Origin of the sequence: Neobacillus sp. PS3-12 (genome assembly GCF_030915385.1) — a bacterium.
Taxonomy (GTDB): domain Bacteria; phylum Bacillota; class Bacilli; order Bacillales; family Cytobacillaceae; genus JAEVLT01.
This window is the reverse complement of the sequence record NZ_CP133268.1, coordinates 4,393,828-4,409,645: the sequence shown is the minus strand read 5'-3', so window position 1 is coordinate 4,409,645 and position 15,818 is coordinate 4,393,828. Positions and strand designations below refer to the sequence as shown.

The following is a 15,818-nucleotide window of genomic DNA, read 5'->3' as shown; positions in this document are numbered from 1 at the left end:
TTCATGCAATTTTTCAAAAACTTATTTACAATTTATCCACTTAATTCTATAATTCATATATATTTACTTGGATATAAGGGAGAATGAGTCTATGAGCATTGGTATTGCGTTAATGGGTTTGTTAGTTGGATTTTTAGTCGGACTCACGGGTGTTGGGGGTGCTGCCCTTTTAACTCCTGTCCTTATAATGGTTGGAATTAACCCGTCCATTGCGGTCGGTACAGATTTATTTTATAACTCTATTACGAAATTATTTGGCGTCATTCAACATTGGAAACAAAAAACGATTAATTTTAAATTGGCAAAATATCTGGCAATGGGCAGTGTTCCAAGTGCCGCTGCCGCAATCTTTATTCTGCAGTATTTCAATTCCGCCTTTCATAATCAGGATCAGATTATCAAGCATTCTCTTGGATTTATTCTCATTCTAGTGGCAATATCCATCTTGATTAAAACCTTCTTTGATAAAAAATTAAGGCCAAACCGCTGGCAGTTAAAGCCGATTAAAGAAAAGCGCGGGCTCATTATCTTTATCGGTGCATTCTTTGGTTTCATTGTCGGTCTAACCTCTATTGGCTCGGGATCTTTATTTGCGCTGGCCATGTTATATCTTTTTAGAATGACAGCATCGGAATTAGTTGGTACAGATATTGCCCATGCTTTTCTGCTTGTAACTGTTGCGGGTCTTCTTCATGCCAGTGCTGGCACTGTAGATTACGTTCTGGTTGGAAATCTACTAATTGGCTCCATTCCCGGCGTTCTTCTTGGAAGTACGTTATCTGCAAAAGTTCCAACAAAACCATTACGCTCTGCCATTGCTGTTATCATTATTATTAGCGGAATTAAATTAATTGGATAAAAGCAGGCAAATACGCAGAAAAAGCGATCGTTGTATCCGATCGCTTTTTGGTCTTTTTATACCCATTTTTTCTGAAAAGCTGCAATACTTTCATATTCTTGTTGAAGTTGTCTGGAGACACTAATATATATAGGTGTTAAATCTTCATAAATAGCGACGTGCTCACTATTTGGTGTGTGGTGGAAGGTTGCCCCTACCATGTCAGATACAACATTTAAGGATTCAACTTCACCAAGACTATATAATCCTAAAATAGCAGCACCCAAACAAGAACTTTCAAAACTTTCAGGAATGTAAACATCCTGGTTAAAAATGTCTGCCATCATTTGTCTCCAAAGCTCTGACCTCGCAAAACCGCCAGTCGCATGAATTTTCTTAGGCTCTCCGATTAATTCCTCCAAAGCTAAAAGGACTGTATATAAATTAAAAATAACACCCTCAAGAACTGCGCGAATCATATGTTCTTTTTTATGATGCATCCCCAGTCCAAAAAAAGAACCTCTTGCGTTGGAATCCCATAATGGTGCCCTCTCCCCTGCTAAATAAGGATGAAACAACAATCCGTCTGCACCCGGTGTGACCCGATCTGCAATTTCGGTGAGAACATCATATGGATCTTTCCCCAGACGTTTCGCTGCTGCAGCTTCTACTTCCCCCAACTGATCTCTCGCCCAGCGGAAAATCATTCCACCATTATTTACGGGCCCCCCGATCACCCAATGATTTTCCGTTAACGCATAACAAAAAATTCTTCCTTTCGGATCTGTAATCGGCTTATCGGACACCGCACGGATCGCACCGCTTGTCCCAATCGTAACAGCAACGACACCGGGTTCAATGGCATCTACACCCAAATTGGATAACACGCCATCTCCTGCACCCACTACAAAAGGTGTTGATGGCAGTAAGTTCATTTCCTTCGCATAGTTTTCGTCAAGCCCAGTCAATTGATAGGTCGTTGGAACTGGTTCGGATAGTTGATCTGGTGTCACTCCTGCCACTTTGAGAGCTTCTTCATCCCATGATAGGGTATAGATATTAAATAAACCGTTGGATGAAGCAATTGAGTAATCAATGACGTATTTTCCAAAAAGCTTATAAAAAATATATTCTTTTATCGAAATAAATTTATAGGTTTTAGAGAATAGTTCAGAGTATTCGTTTCTAAGCCACACTAATTTTGCCAGCGGGGCCATCGGGTGAATGGGTGTCCCAGTACGTAAGTAAATTTCATGCCCGTTCATTTCGGTTTTTATTTTTTCAGCCCAATCCGAACTCCTGTTGTCTGCCCATGTAATGCATTCGGTTAAAGGATTTCCTTCTTCATCAACCGCAATCACACTGTGCATCGCTGAACTAAAAGAAACACAAAGGATATCATTAGGGTCCACATTGCTTACTTGCATCGTTCGTTTGACTGTATTGAGCACTGCTGAAAAAATTTCGGCTGGATTTTGTTCGGCTGTCTCCGGCGTTGGAGAATACAATGGATATTCGATCCCATGATTCGCAATAACCGTTCCATCTTTTGCGTAAAGGACTGACTTTGCGCTCGTTGTACCAATATCGACTCCGATCACATATTTTGTTTTCATTATTTTTCTTCCTCCTCGTTTAACCCAATGATGTTTATAATGAAAATATTAATCTTAATAGACCATCTTCTATATACTTTTTAAATCCAAGAATTCTATGAAAAAAATTTTCATCCCCCTCCTACTATTATACGAAATATTTTTTTATATGGAAACGTTTGCGAGAAAATTTTTTTAAATTTCATTTATGCTATACTAAATTTAGTATTATTAGGAAAGGGAAGTTTCTCATGTCACTTAATTGCTTAGGGGCCATACGTTCCTCCTATCATAAATTTAGCGAAAAAGAAAAAAAAATTGCTGATTATATTTTAGAAAAGCCCGAACTTGTTATCCATCGTACCATCAACGAAGTAGCTGACGATTTAAATCTTGCTGATGCCACAGTGTTTAGATTCTCCAAACACATTGGTTTTAAGGGCTTTCAAGCAATGAAAATTGCTCTTGCTTCAGAAATTTCAACACCTATTCGAATAGTGACTGAAGAAACTGATAAAAAAGATCGTGAGAAGGCACTGACAGAAAAAATCTTTACGTCCAATATAAGAGCGTTACAAAACACGATTCAAATGCTGGATAATGACTTAATCAAAAATGCCATTGATTTAATTTTGCAAGCAAAACGAGTTGAATTGTACGGTACAGGAACTTCTTCTATTGTCGTCATGGATGCTTTGCAAAAGTTTGTCAACACTGGCATTAGAGCCTGTGCTTTTTTGGACACCAAACTGCAATCAATGTCTGCATCACAATTAACCGAAGATGACCTTGCCATTTTTATTTCTCATTCTGGCTCCAATAAAGACGCACTTAAAATTTTAAAAATTGTAAATGAAACCGGTGCCAAAACAATCGGAATAACTAGTAATCCTAAATCAACTATTAGTTTAAACGTTGATGTGTCACTATATACTGATTCCGAACAAACAGAATACTTCACTGCACCCTTTTCCTCTCAGATTGCCCAAATATGCCTGATAGATGCTATATGTTTTATGCTTCTTCATTCAAAAAAAACAGATTAAATATCCTGCGATACACCATAATGAAACTCCCTCAATAATCATTGAGGGAGTTTATTTTTTAAACAAACATATTGACGATTAAAGCAAACCCAAAGGCGACAAAGGATAAGATCGTTTCCAAAACGGTCCAAGTCTTAAATGTCTCTTTAACACTTAATCCCAGGTATTCTTTCACCATCCAGAAACCGGCATCATTAACGTGTGAAAACATTAATGAACCTGCACCCGTTACGATTACTAGCAGTTCCAAGTTTACGCCAGTCATATTTTTAACAATTGGTGCTACTATTCCTGCAGCAGTAGTTAAAGCAACGGTTGCTGATCCAGTCGCTATTCGAATTAGGCCTGCGATAATAAATGCTAATACAAGTGGTGAAAGGTTCATATGGTGTGACATGTCTGCAATTGTGGTAGCCACGCCGCTATCAATCAGGATTTGTTTGAAGCCGCCGCCAGCACCAATAATGGCGAGTATTGAACCAACTGGAAGCAGGCACTCTTCTGTAAATTTCTTAATTTCATTTTTATTAAAACCTTGACGAATGCCAAGGAAATAAAACGCCGCAAAACAAGAAAGTAATAATGCAATTAACGGACTGCCGATAAAGCTTAAAAACTTTGTTACACCTGCAGAGAATCCAAAATAAGGTGCAAAGGATGAGAAAATAATCAAGATAACTGGTAATAAAATGATTAAGAATGAAATCCCTGTGCCTGGTAATTTTTTAGGAACCTTGATTCTAATTAGTTCAGGTTCGCCTTCTGGAATGACGCGTTTATGAACCCACTTTGCAAAAATCGGACCACCTAGGATTACGGATGGGATTGCAATGATAAGTGAATATAAAAGGACTTTTCCAAGATTTGCATTATAAATCGAAATCGCCGCAACTGCTCCTGGATGCGGTGGTACAAGACCATGAACAATCGATAATCCAGCGATTGCAGGAAGTGCGATCAATAGAATATTTTGTTTTGAAGATTTATGAATCGAAATGACCAATGGAAGGATAATTAATATTCCTACTTCAAAGAATACAGGTATCCCAATAATAAAACCAGCTAACATCATGGCCCAAGGAAGTTTTTTGACACCAAATTTCTTGATAAAGAAATCAGCGATTTGGATTCCAGCGCCTGACTCTGCCATCATTTTTCCTAAGATCGTTCCCAATGCTAAAATTCCAACTAAATGGCCTAACGTTCCGCCAACGCCTGTTTCATACCCGCTAACGATTTTATCCATTGATAAACCAGAAAATAAAGCTAGAAATATGGTGGCAACTGTCAAACTAATAAATGCATGCCATTTAAACCACGAAACGCCTAAAATAACAACAATAATGGCTAATAAAGTAATAATTAAATGATACATCTTTTAACCTTCCCCCTTTGTTGTAAAGCTTATCAATTTCTCAATTGATTAAGATGTATAGAATATATCTTTCCACCAAATACTTTATTTTACTGATTGGACTGAACATTTTTGTTGAAAGCCCTTTCAGTACTGTACTTTGATTATATGAAAAAAAATTTCTTTTATCAATAGTTTATGAAATAAAATATTTTTTCTGTTTTTTTGAGTTTTTTAATAGAGTGATCCCCTTGTTCAAATCCCATCAAACACTTCAAAGAACCCTTGATCATTCTTCAAAGGTTCTTGTTTAAATCTCACGAAAAAGTGAGTTTTCCATATTCATGCCGATTGTCGATATACTGTGGAATACCTGATTTTCGTAACACATCGCTAAAGATTGCATATTCATATCTTCCGCTTCCATCGTCATAGCAGACTTTGTCCAATACTATATTCCGAACCAAATAAGTGCAGTGGATGACTTCTACTTCAATTAATCCTTTAATTTTCCCATATAAAATTTCATAATAGTAATTTGAATCTTTATAATATCCATTTTCATCTGTAAGATAATGATAGTTGGAATAATAACTATTTGGGTCATCACCGTTTCTCAAGAGCGGCCCAACAACAGGTAATCCAGTATGGAGCAGCCTTTCAAGGGTTTCAGGTGCTATAAAGTTGTCACAATCAACAACAAAATAGTGGGTTCCTTTTTTGCGTGCCCAATCTGCAGATTCCTGACGCAAACGCCCCAGTACCTTGAATCTTATTGAATTCCACTCATGCGGGCCGTATTCATGGACAGGTTCTTCAACATCGCTTGCATCATAATAAATTTCTGAATACTTATCTTTTACTTTTTCAATCCAATTTTCGAGTACTTCTGCAGTATGATCTTTATTGTTATTGGTACGTATATATAGCTTGATTTTAGAAGCAGGATATGTTTGGTTTTCAATTAAATCCAAATATAATGGCAAGTGATGTGCTTTATCTTTAGCAAGAATGGCAATTGTAACATATTCTGTTGATTTAATCATTTTCATTCCCTTCTTTTCTTTCAGTTGAATGATTACAATGGGCTTCCATATCCTCCGCTCTATTCTCAAATTGATTCGCTATCTCTTTGACTCTCGAGCTTTCTTTCTTATCAGAAACAAGAATACCATTCGGGCTTACGGCTACAATTAAGTCTGATAGCCCAATTACAAATACAGGGATATCTAATTCATTTATGATATGAACATTTTTACAATCAGAACTCATCGTTCCCTTACCAATTAAGGCTGCATCCATTTCTTCTGTAAGCGTATTCCATGTACCAAGATCCTTCCATTCACCATGATAGGCACTGACAACGATATTCTTTGTTTTTTCTACTACTTCATAATCAAAGCTCCTTGCTGGTAACCCCGCATATGCTTTTACCAAATCGAAATAATTTAAGGGGAGCCCTCGCTCTTTCAAACTATTTATGATGAAAGATAATTTAAATGCAAATACTCCACTATTCCATAGCCCGCCTTCAAACATTAATTGTTTTGCCTGTTCAACTGTTGGCTTTTCTTTGAAATATCGTACAGGTTGAAAAATTTTTTCATGCTTCGCCTCATTAATAGCAGAAGGAACAATGTACCCATATTTTTCTGAAGGAAATGTCGGCTTAATTCCAATTAATGAGAGATCAGCATTGGAATCTTGTACAACTTTTTCCAAGGCCTTAACGTAATGAAAGAAGTCATCTTTTACAAATGAATCTACGGGCATCACTACTACAATCTCTTCCTGCTTTACATCCTTCATTGAATATAAATAGATGGATGATAATGCAATAGCCGGAAAAGTATCTCGTCTGCTAGGCTCAAGGACTAAAGGAACGCTGGTGCCTATTTGGCTATGAATCATATCAATTTGTGATTTGCTTGTAGATACAACTGTACTTTCTGCAAGATTTACTCTTTGAAGCTGCTGCCAAATACGCTGAAGCATTGAAATGTGCTGATTCGGCTTTTGGTCCGAAGGCAATAGTTTTAAAAATTGTTTTGAGCGTGAATCATCGGATAAAGGCCAAAGCCTCTTTCCTGATCCGCCGGATAATAAGATAAGATGCAGAATGTATCACTACCTTTTATCAAGTTTTTCATGTCTGCAATATCTTATGTGACCTTAAAAGGAGAGTGAGTGTTACTAGCCCATAATGACAAAGGAATACGAAAAATAGGTACAAGGTAAAAGAAGACAGCGAGAGTTATAATAAAAAAAGATATGCGCCAAGCACACATCCATAAGAATTTAAAAAGCAGTTTTCCTTTTCTCAAATTTTCTTTTTATCCAAAACGGACTATATAGAATAAAAAAACTTACGATCATCACCATTTCAACTGAGAGGTAATACCACGGCCAGGGCCCGAGAAGATTTAAAATCGTATTCATCCCCGCTTTTTTCATCATGTACATGTAATTGGAATCCAATCGTTTATTAATGAAAAAAACAACAAGAGCATAAAGGTTGACGATAAGAACGCTCACCCACAAAGAACGTATGGATGGACGGCAACTGAAGGCAACGACCATAAACAAACATGCCAGTACCACTCCTCCATGTGAAACAAACGATTGGAAATATAAAAAATGAGGAAATGAAAAATGATAAAGATCAGGTGTAACAATCGCTTGGATCGCACTTCCTAACCCTGCAAAATACATAAATTGAAAAATTCGATCACTTCTCGACCAGAGCATCACGACCGCAAGAAGTGCAGAAAGATCACTAAGCTGAAGCGGCAATGCCCTTTTCATTGACCAAGCATGCTCACTTACAAGCCAAAGATGATAGCAAACGTTGGCTATTAGGATGATAAATGCCAGGGTATAGCGAACGAACTTCCGCCTTCCTTCCAATTTATTTCGATAAATAAAAAGAAGCAGACTTATAGTAACGATAATGGCTATTGTAAGGATATGCTCAATTGAAAAAGGACGAAATAAATCAAGTTTCGAATGATATTCAAAGAATTTTTTCATTATAAAAACCCCAGTGTCTGCACGATTTTTGGACTCCATAGTATGGGGTGTACTCTCTCAAAACTATTCGTACACTTATATTGGTGTGATGACACTATATTAAGATTGTAATCACCAAATGAATTAGAAGTGCATATGATGAATTTGCCAGCTTTTAGAGGTGTAAAAAAATAACTTTATTTTTTCTATTGCTATTTATATTTTATGCTGATAATATAAGAGGAGCGTTAATTGGAAGGCTAATATTCAAAATTTAGAGTCTTTCCAAGCAGATAATTTTGACCACTTCCTAAAAGAAGTTAAGGCCATACGGACAGCCGGGTCAAAAGCCGATTGGCGACTTTAGTTGCCTTATTGATTGAGTTAAAAGCTCAAATTTTATAAGTTGGTTACTTTACAACCAGTGCGCATGCACACAACTTGTGAAACGGTCAATAAGAGTGGTAAAAGTATTTATTTGCTATATAGACTCTGATCATATTATGATATATTTTGAATATTAAAGAGCTTTATTCCATAACGTCTTTTTGACTTTTATGGGAAGGTATGCACATGGCATTGCCATGGATATCTTTATGCTTTTTAATAATGATGATTATATCAAAAGCAAGTGTTGTGCGCGGCAAAGCGTTTTTTCACTTGCTTTTTTTGTATGTTTAAAAACTTTTTGAGGGGTTATAACAATAATCTTTTTCCTACAGACAATCGAAGAGATAACCTATTGAGCGCTCGTAAGGTTGTTATGGAATTCCTCTATGCTTGTAAAAATCTATTTAGTTAGGAGATAGGAGAATGGGAAAAGCACTTATTATTGGTTGTGGTGGAGTTGCAGCTGTAGCCATCCATAAATGTGTTCAAAATAGCGAAGTATTTGAAGAAATTTGTATCGCAAGTCGTACAAAATCAAAATGTGATGAATTAAAAGCAAAACTTGATGGCGGTAAAACGAAAATTACAACTGCACAAGTTGATGCAAATAATGTAGAAGAGTTAATTGCTTTAATTAATGAAGTAAAGCCTGACATCGTGATGAACTTGGCATTGCCGTATCAAGATTTAACGATCATGGATGCATGTCTTGCAACAAAGACACACTACATGGATACAGCAAACTATGAGCCAGAAGATACTGCAAAATTTGAATACAAATGGCAGTGGGAATACCGTGAGCGCTTCGAAAAAGCTGGCATTACTGCTCTTTTAGGCAGCGGCTTTGACCCAGGTGTAACTGGTGTATTCTCTGCATATGCACTTAAACATCAATTTGATGAAATTGAATATATCGACATCCTTGACTGTAATGGCGGAGACCATGGCTATCCATTTGCAACAAACTTTAACCCTGAAATCAATATCCGCGAAGTTTCTGCTAACGGAAGATATTGGGAAAACGGTGAATGGATTGAAACAAAGCCAATGGAAATTAAACGTGTCTACAACTTCAAAGAAGTTGGCGAAAAAGATATGTATTTGCTTTATCACGAAGAACTTGAGTCTCTTGCACAAAACATTACAGGGCTTAAGCGTATCCGTTTCTTCATGACATTTGGCCAAAGCTACCTTACACACTTAAAGGCTCTTGAGAATGTTGGAATGACTTCTATCGAACCAATTGAATTCGAAGGAAAACAAATCATTCCGCTTCAATTCTTGAAGGCTGTTCTTCCAGATCCAGCATCTCTAGGACCTCGTACAGTTGGAAAAACAAACATCGGCTGTATCTTCAGGGGGAAAAAGGATGGAAAAGAGAAAACATATTACCTATACAATGTTTGTGATCACCAGGAATGCTACAAAGAAGTAGGCTCCCAAGCCATTTCTTATACTACAGGAGTTCCTGCCATGATTGGTGCTGCAATGGTAATGACAGGTAAATGGAATAAACCAGGCGTATATAATATTGAAGAATTTGATCCAGATCCATTCATGGAAGAACTAAACAAATGGGGACTTCCATGGGTAGAAGACTTTAATCCAGTGCTTGTTGACTCCGAGCCAGTGAAAGAAAAAAGCCGGAGCTCGCTAAGTAAAATGAAGTTTGAAGAATTACCAACACCATGTTATGTAGTAGATGAAGCTCTACTGGAAAAAAATCTCAAAATCCTGAATGGAGTCATGAAACGCACAGGATGTAAGATTGTTTTGGCACAAAAAGCTTTTTCAATGTACTCCATGTATCCTCTAATCGGAGAATATATTAGTGGTACAACTGCAAGCGGCCTATATGAGGCAAAGCTTGGTTACGAGGAAATGGGAAAAGAAAATCATGTCTTTTCCGCTGCCTATCGTGATGATGAAATGGATGAAATTATTTCAATCTGTGATCACATCATTTTTAATTCCAACTCGCAGTTGGAAAGATTTAAAGATAAAGTACTTCAAGCTGGTAAAAAAGTGGGCCTGCGTATCAACCCTGAATGTTCCACACAGGTTGGGCATGCGATCTATGATCCATGCTCACCTGGTTCCAGGTTTGGTGTAACAAGAGAGAATTTTCGTCCAGATTTATTAGAGGGTGTTTCTGGGCTGCATTTCCATACACACTGTCAGCAAAACTCTGATGATTTAGCTACTACACTGAATGCGGTTGAAGAAAAGTTTGGACCTTGGCTCTCCCAAATGGAATGGATTAACTTTGGCGGCGGCCACCACATTACCAGAGAAGATTATGACATTCCATTATTGGAAGATTGCATTAAGAGAATGCAAGAAAAATATGGTCTAGAAGTATATCTTGAGCCGGGAGAAGCGATTGCTCTTAATGCAGGATATCTTGTGACTACCGTTCTTGATACTCTTCAAAACGGTATCGATATTGCTATTCTTGATACTTCTGCTTCCTGCCATATGCCTGATGTGTTGGAAATGCCTTATCGCCCTCCTTTGTTTGGATCAGGGGAAGTGGGAGAAAAGCCGTTTTTATACCGTCTTGGCGGCCAAACTTGCCTTACAGGCGATGTCATCGGTGATTATTCGTTTGATCAGCCATTAAAGCTTGGAGATCGATTGGTTTTTGGTGATATGGCAATCTACACGATGGTAAAAAATACTACTTTTAATGGTATGCCATTACCTGCTATCGCTGTCCAAAAGAAAGATGGAGATTGTGAAATCGTACATCAATTTGGCTATCAAGATTTTAAAATGAGACTAGCTTAATAGTTTAAAAGAACCAGATTCTAACAATAGGAATCTGGTTCTTTGTTTTGTAATACTCAAAAAAAAATCGACTCCTTGTGAGGGTCGATCTTTTTATTTCGAATCAGGTCTTTTAAAATTCATCAATAAGTGTTCTTTCAGTTGTTCAGATGACTCCATAAGTTCCATTTCTACAATAGACAATTCGGATCCCCAACGGGAAATATAATACCGTTTAGAAGAATCAATCACCGATAAGTCTTCTATTTCCTTATTTCCAGTCCAAAATGTATAGCCTTTTATTTCATTGAGGAAATCAATTAAATGATTGCCTTGAATTATTTGACCTTTTTGCATTATATCCACCTTTTATACTTATTTTTATTTTGATACTATCACATTTTTTTCAGTTAGAATATATTTTTATCAGTTTTCTTGCCACGTCTTTGGATCTGTGGCGTTTCTTATTTTTTATATTTATTTTTTTTAAATGTAACTTATGCTTCACAAAACAGATAAAAAGGCGTATTATCTAATATATATTATTCCTATAAGAAAGGTCGGTTTAAATTGAGCAATCAAATTCAATCAATTCCTCGTCCCCTTGTTCGTACAAATCAATGGTTCATTGTTTTGTCTGTCTTGGTAACATGGTTCACGAAACAAGAATGGATCTTAGCGATACCTTTAGCAGCAGGTTTAATGGGCTTAATCATAGATTTTAATCCAATCATGCGGTTTGCAAAGATATTTCTAAAGAAAAATCCTTCAGAATATATTCCAGAAGATAAGGACCAACAGCAATTTAATCAGGTCATTTCCGTTATTTGTCTAGCAGGAGGTTTAATAAGCTATCTATTCCATTGGACAGTTCTGGGATATGTCTTTACCGTAATGGTAGGACTTGCAGCCTTTGTTGCCATCCTTGGATTCTGTGTAGGCTGCTTCATTCGTTATCAGTGGAAACAATATCAATATCGAAGAAACCTTTCACACCATCATTAATCCTAAAGAAAACTCGCCGATTGGCGAGTCCCTAAGGGCGAAGACAGAGGCGTAGTTGCACTTATCAAAATAAGAAAGAAAGCAGGAACTTTGAGAAGTTCCTGCTTTCTTTTTTAGTAAACGATAACTGGTTCGTTTTGGCTAAGAGTGTCATAGACAGTTTTCATTACACTTGGCGGAGTATTTACGCAGCCGCCTGAACCTGCAGTAAGGTAGGCATCAATTGCCCAGTTTTTCCGCCAGCCGGCATCGTGGAACCCTTGACCTCCCAAGGTAAAAGGTGCCCAGTAATTTACTTTAACAGAGTAATTGGCATTACCTACCTCGCTGCCTTTAAGAACCGAAGGTGATTCTTTATATTCGATATACCATACTCCCGGGTTTGTATCTTCATTGGTGTTATGGCGGCCGGTTACCACATTGGCATCCACTACTAATTGCCCATTTTTATAGAAGTAGGCATGTTGTTCCTGAATGGATACTTCCGCATAGGTATCACCAATGCCATTGTTTGTTGTTGTATTATAACCAGTACCGTAGGTTCTCCAGCCAGTTCCGTAAATATGATCGGCATCTAGCCTCTTTTCCCCTTTTTCAAAGGCTTCTTGAATTCGCTTCGTTTCTTCAACGACGTTTATTGCCCAACCGTAGGATTTTCCTTTTACTGTGATGACCGCTCCTGTATGAGTCTTAAATTGGAAATCCTTATTGAGGGTGGATTGCGAATTATTAATTTCAGTTATCTTATTCTTAATATCCCCGGCATCAACTGTAATCTGCATATCCTTTGACACGGAGGCATTTTTAATTAAATCACTTGCCTTTAGGGAATAAACTTGGTTTTGTACCTTATAATCAACCGTTCGCTGTTGGAGTTCCTGCAGCGTTTTTTCTTCTTTTTTGATTATAGGACTGTTCGCTTTAACTGGCTGTATGAAAACAGGATTCAGATGGATTTCACTGCTATATTCCTGATTTTGATAGGCCTTCATAAGACTTGCCACATCGTATTGTTTCCCATCAACACTTTTAGTGATTGTAATACTTCCATTTACCAAATGAGCTTCGGCATCTTGAGGTGCCTGTAAGCTTTTATTCATTTCTGTAAGCTTTTCTTCTACCTGCTTTTTCAATGTTTTACTTCGATATTGATCCTCACTGCCTGGTGTCAACGGATAATTTTTAGCTTTGGAACTAGGAATAAACGTCATCTGTTTTTTTAGAAGTTTCTCAACTTCTGGCAGGTCTTGATCTGTAAAGCCCATTTTCGTGTCTTTTCCATCAATAATTTGATCTTTGTCAACATAGACTTTGTTTGTTAATACCGATGATTTTAATTTTTTAATCGCTTGATCAGCTGTTAGTCCCCCAACATTTGTATTATTAATCGTAATATGTGAATTGAATCGGGTTGATTGATAATAGTAAAGACTGGCCAATCCGATTGCAAGGATTCCGATTATACTGCTGATGATTATGATATGACTTTTGCGCAAGACTTTTCACCTCAAAAATGGTTTAAAGATTTAAAGTATATTCTCCAAAACTAGTAATCTATTAAAATAACTGATAACTTTCAAAAACATGAAATTGCCGACTATGTCATAATGTGTGCCACCTACGATTAAATTTATTAAAACTCATTTATGAAACATCCAATATAACGAATAAAATTAAAAGGAGTTAATTATAATAATATACTATATTCGCCCATATTGGTTAATGCTTTATTCAATTTTTTTCCTAAAATATTTCATCCAATTGCCTTTTTGAAATAAATTCGTTACCTTTGAATTTATTCTAAAAAATCGGAAATGTAAATAAATTTGAACTGAAATTTTTCATCTTGAAGGTATCTTTCATCATTAAAAAAAACTTAATGTGTTGTTCATACTTTGTTCATTTCTATTCGTTATGATCATTATATGAAACGGAAAAGCTCTTTTTCATAAACCCCCTTAATTTTTAGTCTAGCGCAAAAGCCGGATATTTTTTTTGCATTTTAGTGTTGTAAATCACATAATCATTTACAAATTAATGTTAAATTTTAATCATGTATTTATGTAAAAAGGAGCCAAAATTGTGATTTCATTACTAAAAACTGATGAAATATCTCTGGGAAATAAAATTGAATCACTTCGAAATGAAATGATCCGCATTGGCATCCAAGAAGGACTAACTAGTACAAGAACCATTCAAATCAGTCAAAAACTTGACACGTATATAGCAATATACCAAAAAATGCTTCAATAATTGATATAGACCCAGACGTCTCGGAACCTTTCCTCTCCCCTATAAAGGTTCCTTTTTATGTACATCCAAGAATTTCTCTGCAAAAAATCCATCCTCGTCTGTAATAACAGGATGGATTTTTGTTAACAGCTCTAAACAAGTGGACGTCACCTACCATTATTTCGCCAGTTTAGTTTCTTTCCCCTCTTAGTTTTGCAGGACTCCTCCAAATAGCCAGGAAACCCAATAATATAAAACTACTAACGTAAATAGCACAACAGGTGGAATCACGACAATTGTAATTTTAATATACTCCCACCACGTAATTCTAATTTTCCCCTTCTTCACAATGTGCATCCACATGAGTGTTGCCAGTGTTCCCATTGGAAGAAGCAATGATCCCATATCACTGCCAATTACATTAGCCAGGTAAGCGATTTTTAAAGAAAGCAAATCGAGATTCATGTGGGTTAATGTAAGTGTGCCAACCATTAGTGCTGGGTGATTATTAAAGATATTGGAAAGGATCGTCAGTAGCCCCCCCATCAGAACACTCGCTCGAAGCAAACTCCCAGAAACTAGTGGATGCATGATTCCAACCAACAAATCCGTTAAGCCGATGTTATTGAGCCCATATATAATGACATACATACAAAAGGCAAACACGATTATATACCACGGGGTTTTTTTCAGCATATCTCCTGGGGGTATTTTTAAATATGCCCAGCGCCATCCTAAAAGAATCAATGATCCAATAACAGCCATAATGGAGATCGGAATAGAAAAAAACGAAGCTACAAAGAGGCTAACGCGAACAGCGAATACGAATAGGAGGATAAACAGCATAAATTTTGAACGTTCTTTCTCTGATGTATATTGAGGTTCTTTTTTTAGTGGGTGGTAGGACGGTAATGTTAAACCACTAACAAGATTAGGAACTTTTTTTGGCAGGATTCTGCGAAAACGTAAAAATAGGAGTCCAACTAAGAGTAATAAACCTAGTGTTGCAGGGACGAACATCATGGCTGTATGCATATACAATGTCATATGCACAATTTTTAGTGCGATTAAATTAACGATATTACTAACACCGATGGGAGCACTTGAAGCTGTCGCAATTAAACCTCCAGAAAGCAAATAGGGAATTTTTTGATGGTTTTTTAAGCCCATATTGTTCAACAACATGACTAAGATAGGAGTAGTAATTAAGATACTGCCATCATTATTGAAAAAGAGTGTCATTAAAAAACATAAAAGATTAACATACCAGAATAATCGGATTCCTGACCCTTTTGCTTTAGCGGCTAACTTCTCTGCCATCCAATGAAAAAATCCAAAACTTTCTAAAACAATGGCCATGGCGATGGTTGCAATGATGGTGATTGCGGCACCACTGATTGTATTTGTGATGATACCTAAGTCTGATATCGAGACACTCCCGCTTAGTAAGACAATAACCGCTCCGATCGCAGCCGGTATCGCTTCATTTAAACCTCGGGGGCGCCAAAGAATAAATACAATGGTACCCAAAAAAGATAAAATGGTTATCCAAACCATTGGCTGAACCATATTTTTCTCCT

At 36.9% G+C, this 15,818-nt stretch carries 13 protein-coding genes and 1 pseudogene; 6 read left to right on the top strand and 8 right to left on the bottom strand.

The annotated features are described in order from the left end of the window. The first annotated feature begins 91 nt into the window (after positions 1-91). Entirely contained in the window at positions 92-859 is a 768-nt protein-coding gene (locus RCG17_RS22245; protein ID WP_308172232.1) for a sulfite exporter TauE/SafE family protein, read from the top strand. Between the two features lie 56 nt (positions 860-915). On the opposite strand, the gene gntK is transcribed toward RCG17_RS22245, so the two are convergent. Beyond that, positions 916-2,454: a gluconokinase gene (gntK, locus tag RCG17_RS22240; RefSeq protein ID WP_374120862.1), complete on the bottom strand. Its 1,539-nt coding sequence runs from the start codon at positions 2,452-2,454 to the stop codon at positions 916-918. 230 nt (positions 2,455-2,684) lie between these two features. Between gntK and RCG17_RS22235 the strand changes: the two genes are divergently transcribed. Then, positions 2,685-3,479 (top strand): MurR/RpiR family transcriptional regulator, encoded by a 795-nt coding sequence (locus RCG17_RS22235; protein WP_308172231.1) that lies wholly within the window; start codon positions 2,685-2,687, stop codon positions 3,477-3,479. Positions 3,480-3,537: 58 nt separating this feature from the next. On the opposite strand, the gene RCG17_RS22230 is transcribed toward RCG17_RS22235, so the two are convergent. The 4 genes from RCG17_RS22230 to RCG17_RS22215 form a co-directional block, all read right to left on the bottom strand. After that, the gene (locus tag RCG17_RS22230; protein WP_308172230.1) at positions 3,538-4,854 is read right to left on the bottom strand and encodes a GntP family permease; all 1,317 of its coding nucleotides are present in this window, start codon (positions 4,852-4,854) and stop codon (positions 3,538-3,540) included. Positions 4,855-5,150: 296 nt separating this feature from the next. Next, positions 5,151-5,879 (bottom strand): glycosyltransferase family 2 protein, encoded by a 729-nt coding sequence (locus RCG17_RS22225; protein WP_308172229.1) that lies wholly within the window; start codon positions 5,877-5,879, stop codon positions 5,151-5,153. Further along, on the bottom strand, positions 5,872-6,942 hold the full coding sequence (locus RCG17_RS22220; protein WP_308175917.1) for a sugar phosphate nucleotidyltransferase: 1,071 nt from the start codon (positions 6,940-6,942) through the stop codon (positions 5,872-5,874). Before RCG17_RS22220 ends, RCG17_RS22225 begins: the two co-directional genes overlap by 8 nt. Before the next feature lie 189 nt (positions 6,943-7,131). Next, positions 7,132-7,863: a YwaF family protein gene (locus RCG17_RS22215; protein WP_308172228.1), complete on the bottom strand. Its 732-nt coding sequence runs from the start codon at positions 7,861-7,863 to the stop codon at positions 7,132-7,134. Positions 7,864-8,655: 792 nt separating this feature from the next. On the opposite strand from RCG17_RS22215, the pseudogene RCG17_RS22210 reads away from it, so the two are divergent. Then, positions 8,656-9,873 (top strand): annotated as a pseudogene (locus RCG17_RS22210) (saccharopine dehydrogenase family protein); the annotation flags it as partial. A 21-nt stretch (positions 9,874-9,894) separates the two neighbouring features. Continuing rightward, on the top strand, positions 9,895-11,022 hold the full coding sequence (nspC, locus tag RCG17_RS22205) for a carboxynorspermidine decarboxylase (protein ID WP_308175916.1): 1,128 nt from the start codon (positions 9,895-9,897) through the stop codon (positions 11,020-11,022). A gap of 93 nt (positions 11,023-11,115) precedes the next feature. Here the strand turns inward: nspC and RCG17_RS22200 are convergent, their stop codons facing one another. Beyond that, on the bottom strand, positions 11,116-11,358 hold the full coding sequence (locus RCG17_RS22200; RefSeq protein WP_308172227.1) for a hypothetical protein: 243 nt from the start codon (positions 11,356-11,358) through the stop codon (positions 11,116-11,118). A gap of 213 nt (positions 11,359-11,571) precedes the next feature. On the opposite strand from RCG17_RS22200, the gene RCG17_RS22195 reads away from it, so the two are divergent. Beyond that, positions 11,572-12,006 (top strand): DUF4395 domain-containing protein, encoded by a 435-nt coding sequence (locus RCG17_RS22195; protein WP_308172226.1) that lies wholly within the window; start codon positions 11,572-11,574, stop codon positions 12,004-12,006. A 113-nt stretch (positions 12,007-12,119) separates the two neighbouring features. Here RCG17_RS22195 and RCG17_RS22190 read toward each other — a convergent pair whose 3' ends face one another. Then, complete coding sequence (locus RCG17_RS22190; RefSeq protein ID WP_374120977.1) at positions 12,120-13,487, bottom strand: L,D-transpeptidase family protein; 1,368 nt, start codon at positions 13,485-13,487, stop codon at positions 12,120-12,122. 601 nt (positions 13,488-14,088) lie between these two features. Here RCG17_RS22190 and RCG17_RS22185 point away from each other — a divergent pair. Then, positions 14,089-14,259: an aspartyl-phosphate phosphatase Spo0E family protein gene (locus tag RCG17_RS22185; protein ID WP_308172224.1), complete on the top strand. Its 171-nt coding sequence runs from the start codon at positions 14,089-14,091 to the stop codon at positions 14,257-14,259. A 186-nt stretch (positions 14,260-14,445) separates the two neighbouring features. Here the strand turns inward: RCG17_RS22185 and RCG17_RS22180 are convergent, their stop codons facing one another. Then, entirely contained in the window at positions 14,446-15,807 is a 1,362-nt protein-coding gene (locus RCG17_RS22180) for an arsenic transporter (RefSeq protein WP_308172223.1), read from the bottom strand. Positions 15,808-15,818: the final 11 nt, after the last annotated feature.

What these genes read in the sequence shown, in the direction of transcription:
- RCG17_RS22245 (WP_308172232.1), top strand. Translation starts at nt 92, where the DNA reads ATGAGCATTGGTATTGCGTTAATGGGTTTGTTAGTTGGATTTTTAGTC.
- gntK (WP_374120862.1), bottom strand. Translation starts at nt 2,454, where the DNA reads ATGAAAACAAAATATGTGATCGGAGTCGATATTGGTACAACGAGCGCA.
- RCG17_RS22235 (WP_308172231.1), top strand. Translation starts at nt 2,685, where the DNA reads ATGTCACTTAATTGCTTAGGGGCCATACGTTCCTCCTATCATAAATTT.
- RCG17_RS22230 (WP_308172230.1), bottom strand. Translation starts at nt 4,854, where the DNA reads ATGTATCATTTAATTATTACTTTATTAGCCATTATTGTTGTTATTTTA.
- RCG17_RS22225 (WP_308172229.1), bottom strand. Translation starts at nt 5,879, where the DNA reads ATGATTAAATCAACAGAATATGTTACAATTGCCATTCTTGCTAAAGAT.
- RCG17_RS22215 (WP_308172228.1), bottom strand. Translation starts at nt 7,863, where the DNA reads ATGAAAAAATTCTTTGAATATCATTCGAAACTTGATTTATTTCGTCCT.
- nspC (WP_308175916.1), top strand. Translation starts at nt 9,895, where the DNA reads ATGAAGTTTGAAGAATTACCAACACCATGTTATGTAGTAGATGAAGCT.
- RCG17_RS22200 (WP_308172227.1), bottom strand. Translation starts at nt 11,358, where the DNA reads ATGCAAAAAGGTCAAATAATTCAAGGCAATCATTTAATTGATTTCCTC.
- RCG17_RS22180 (WP_308172223.1), bottom strand. Translation starts at nt 15,807, where the DNA reads ATGGTTCAGCCAATGGTTTGGATAACCATTTTATCTTTTTTGGGTACC.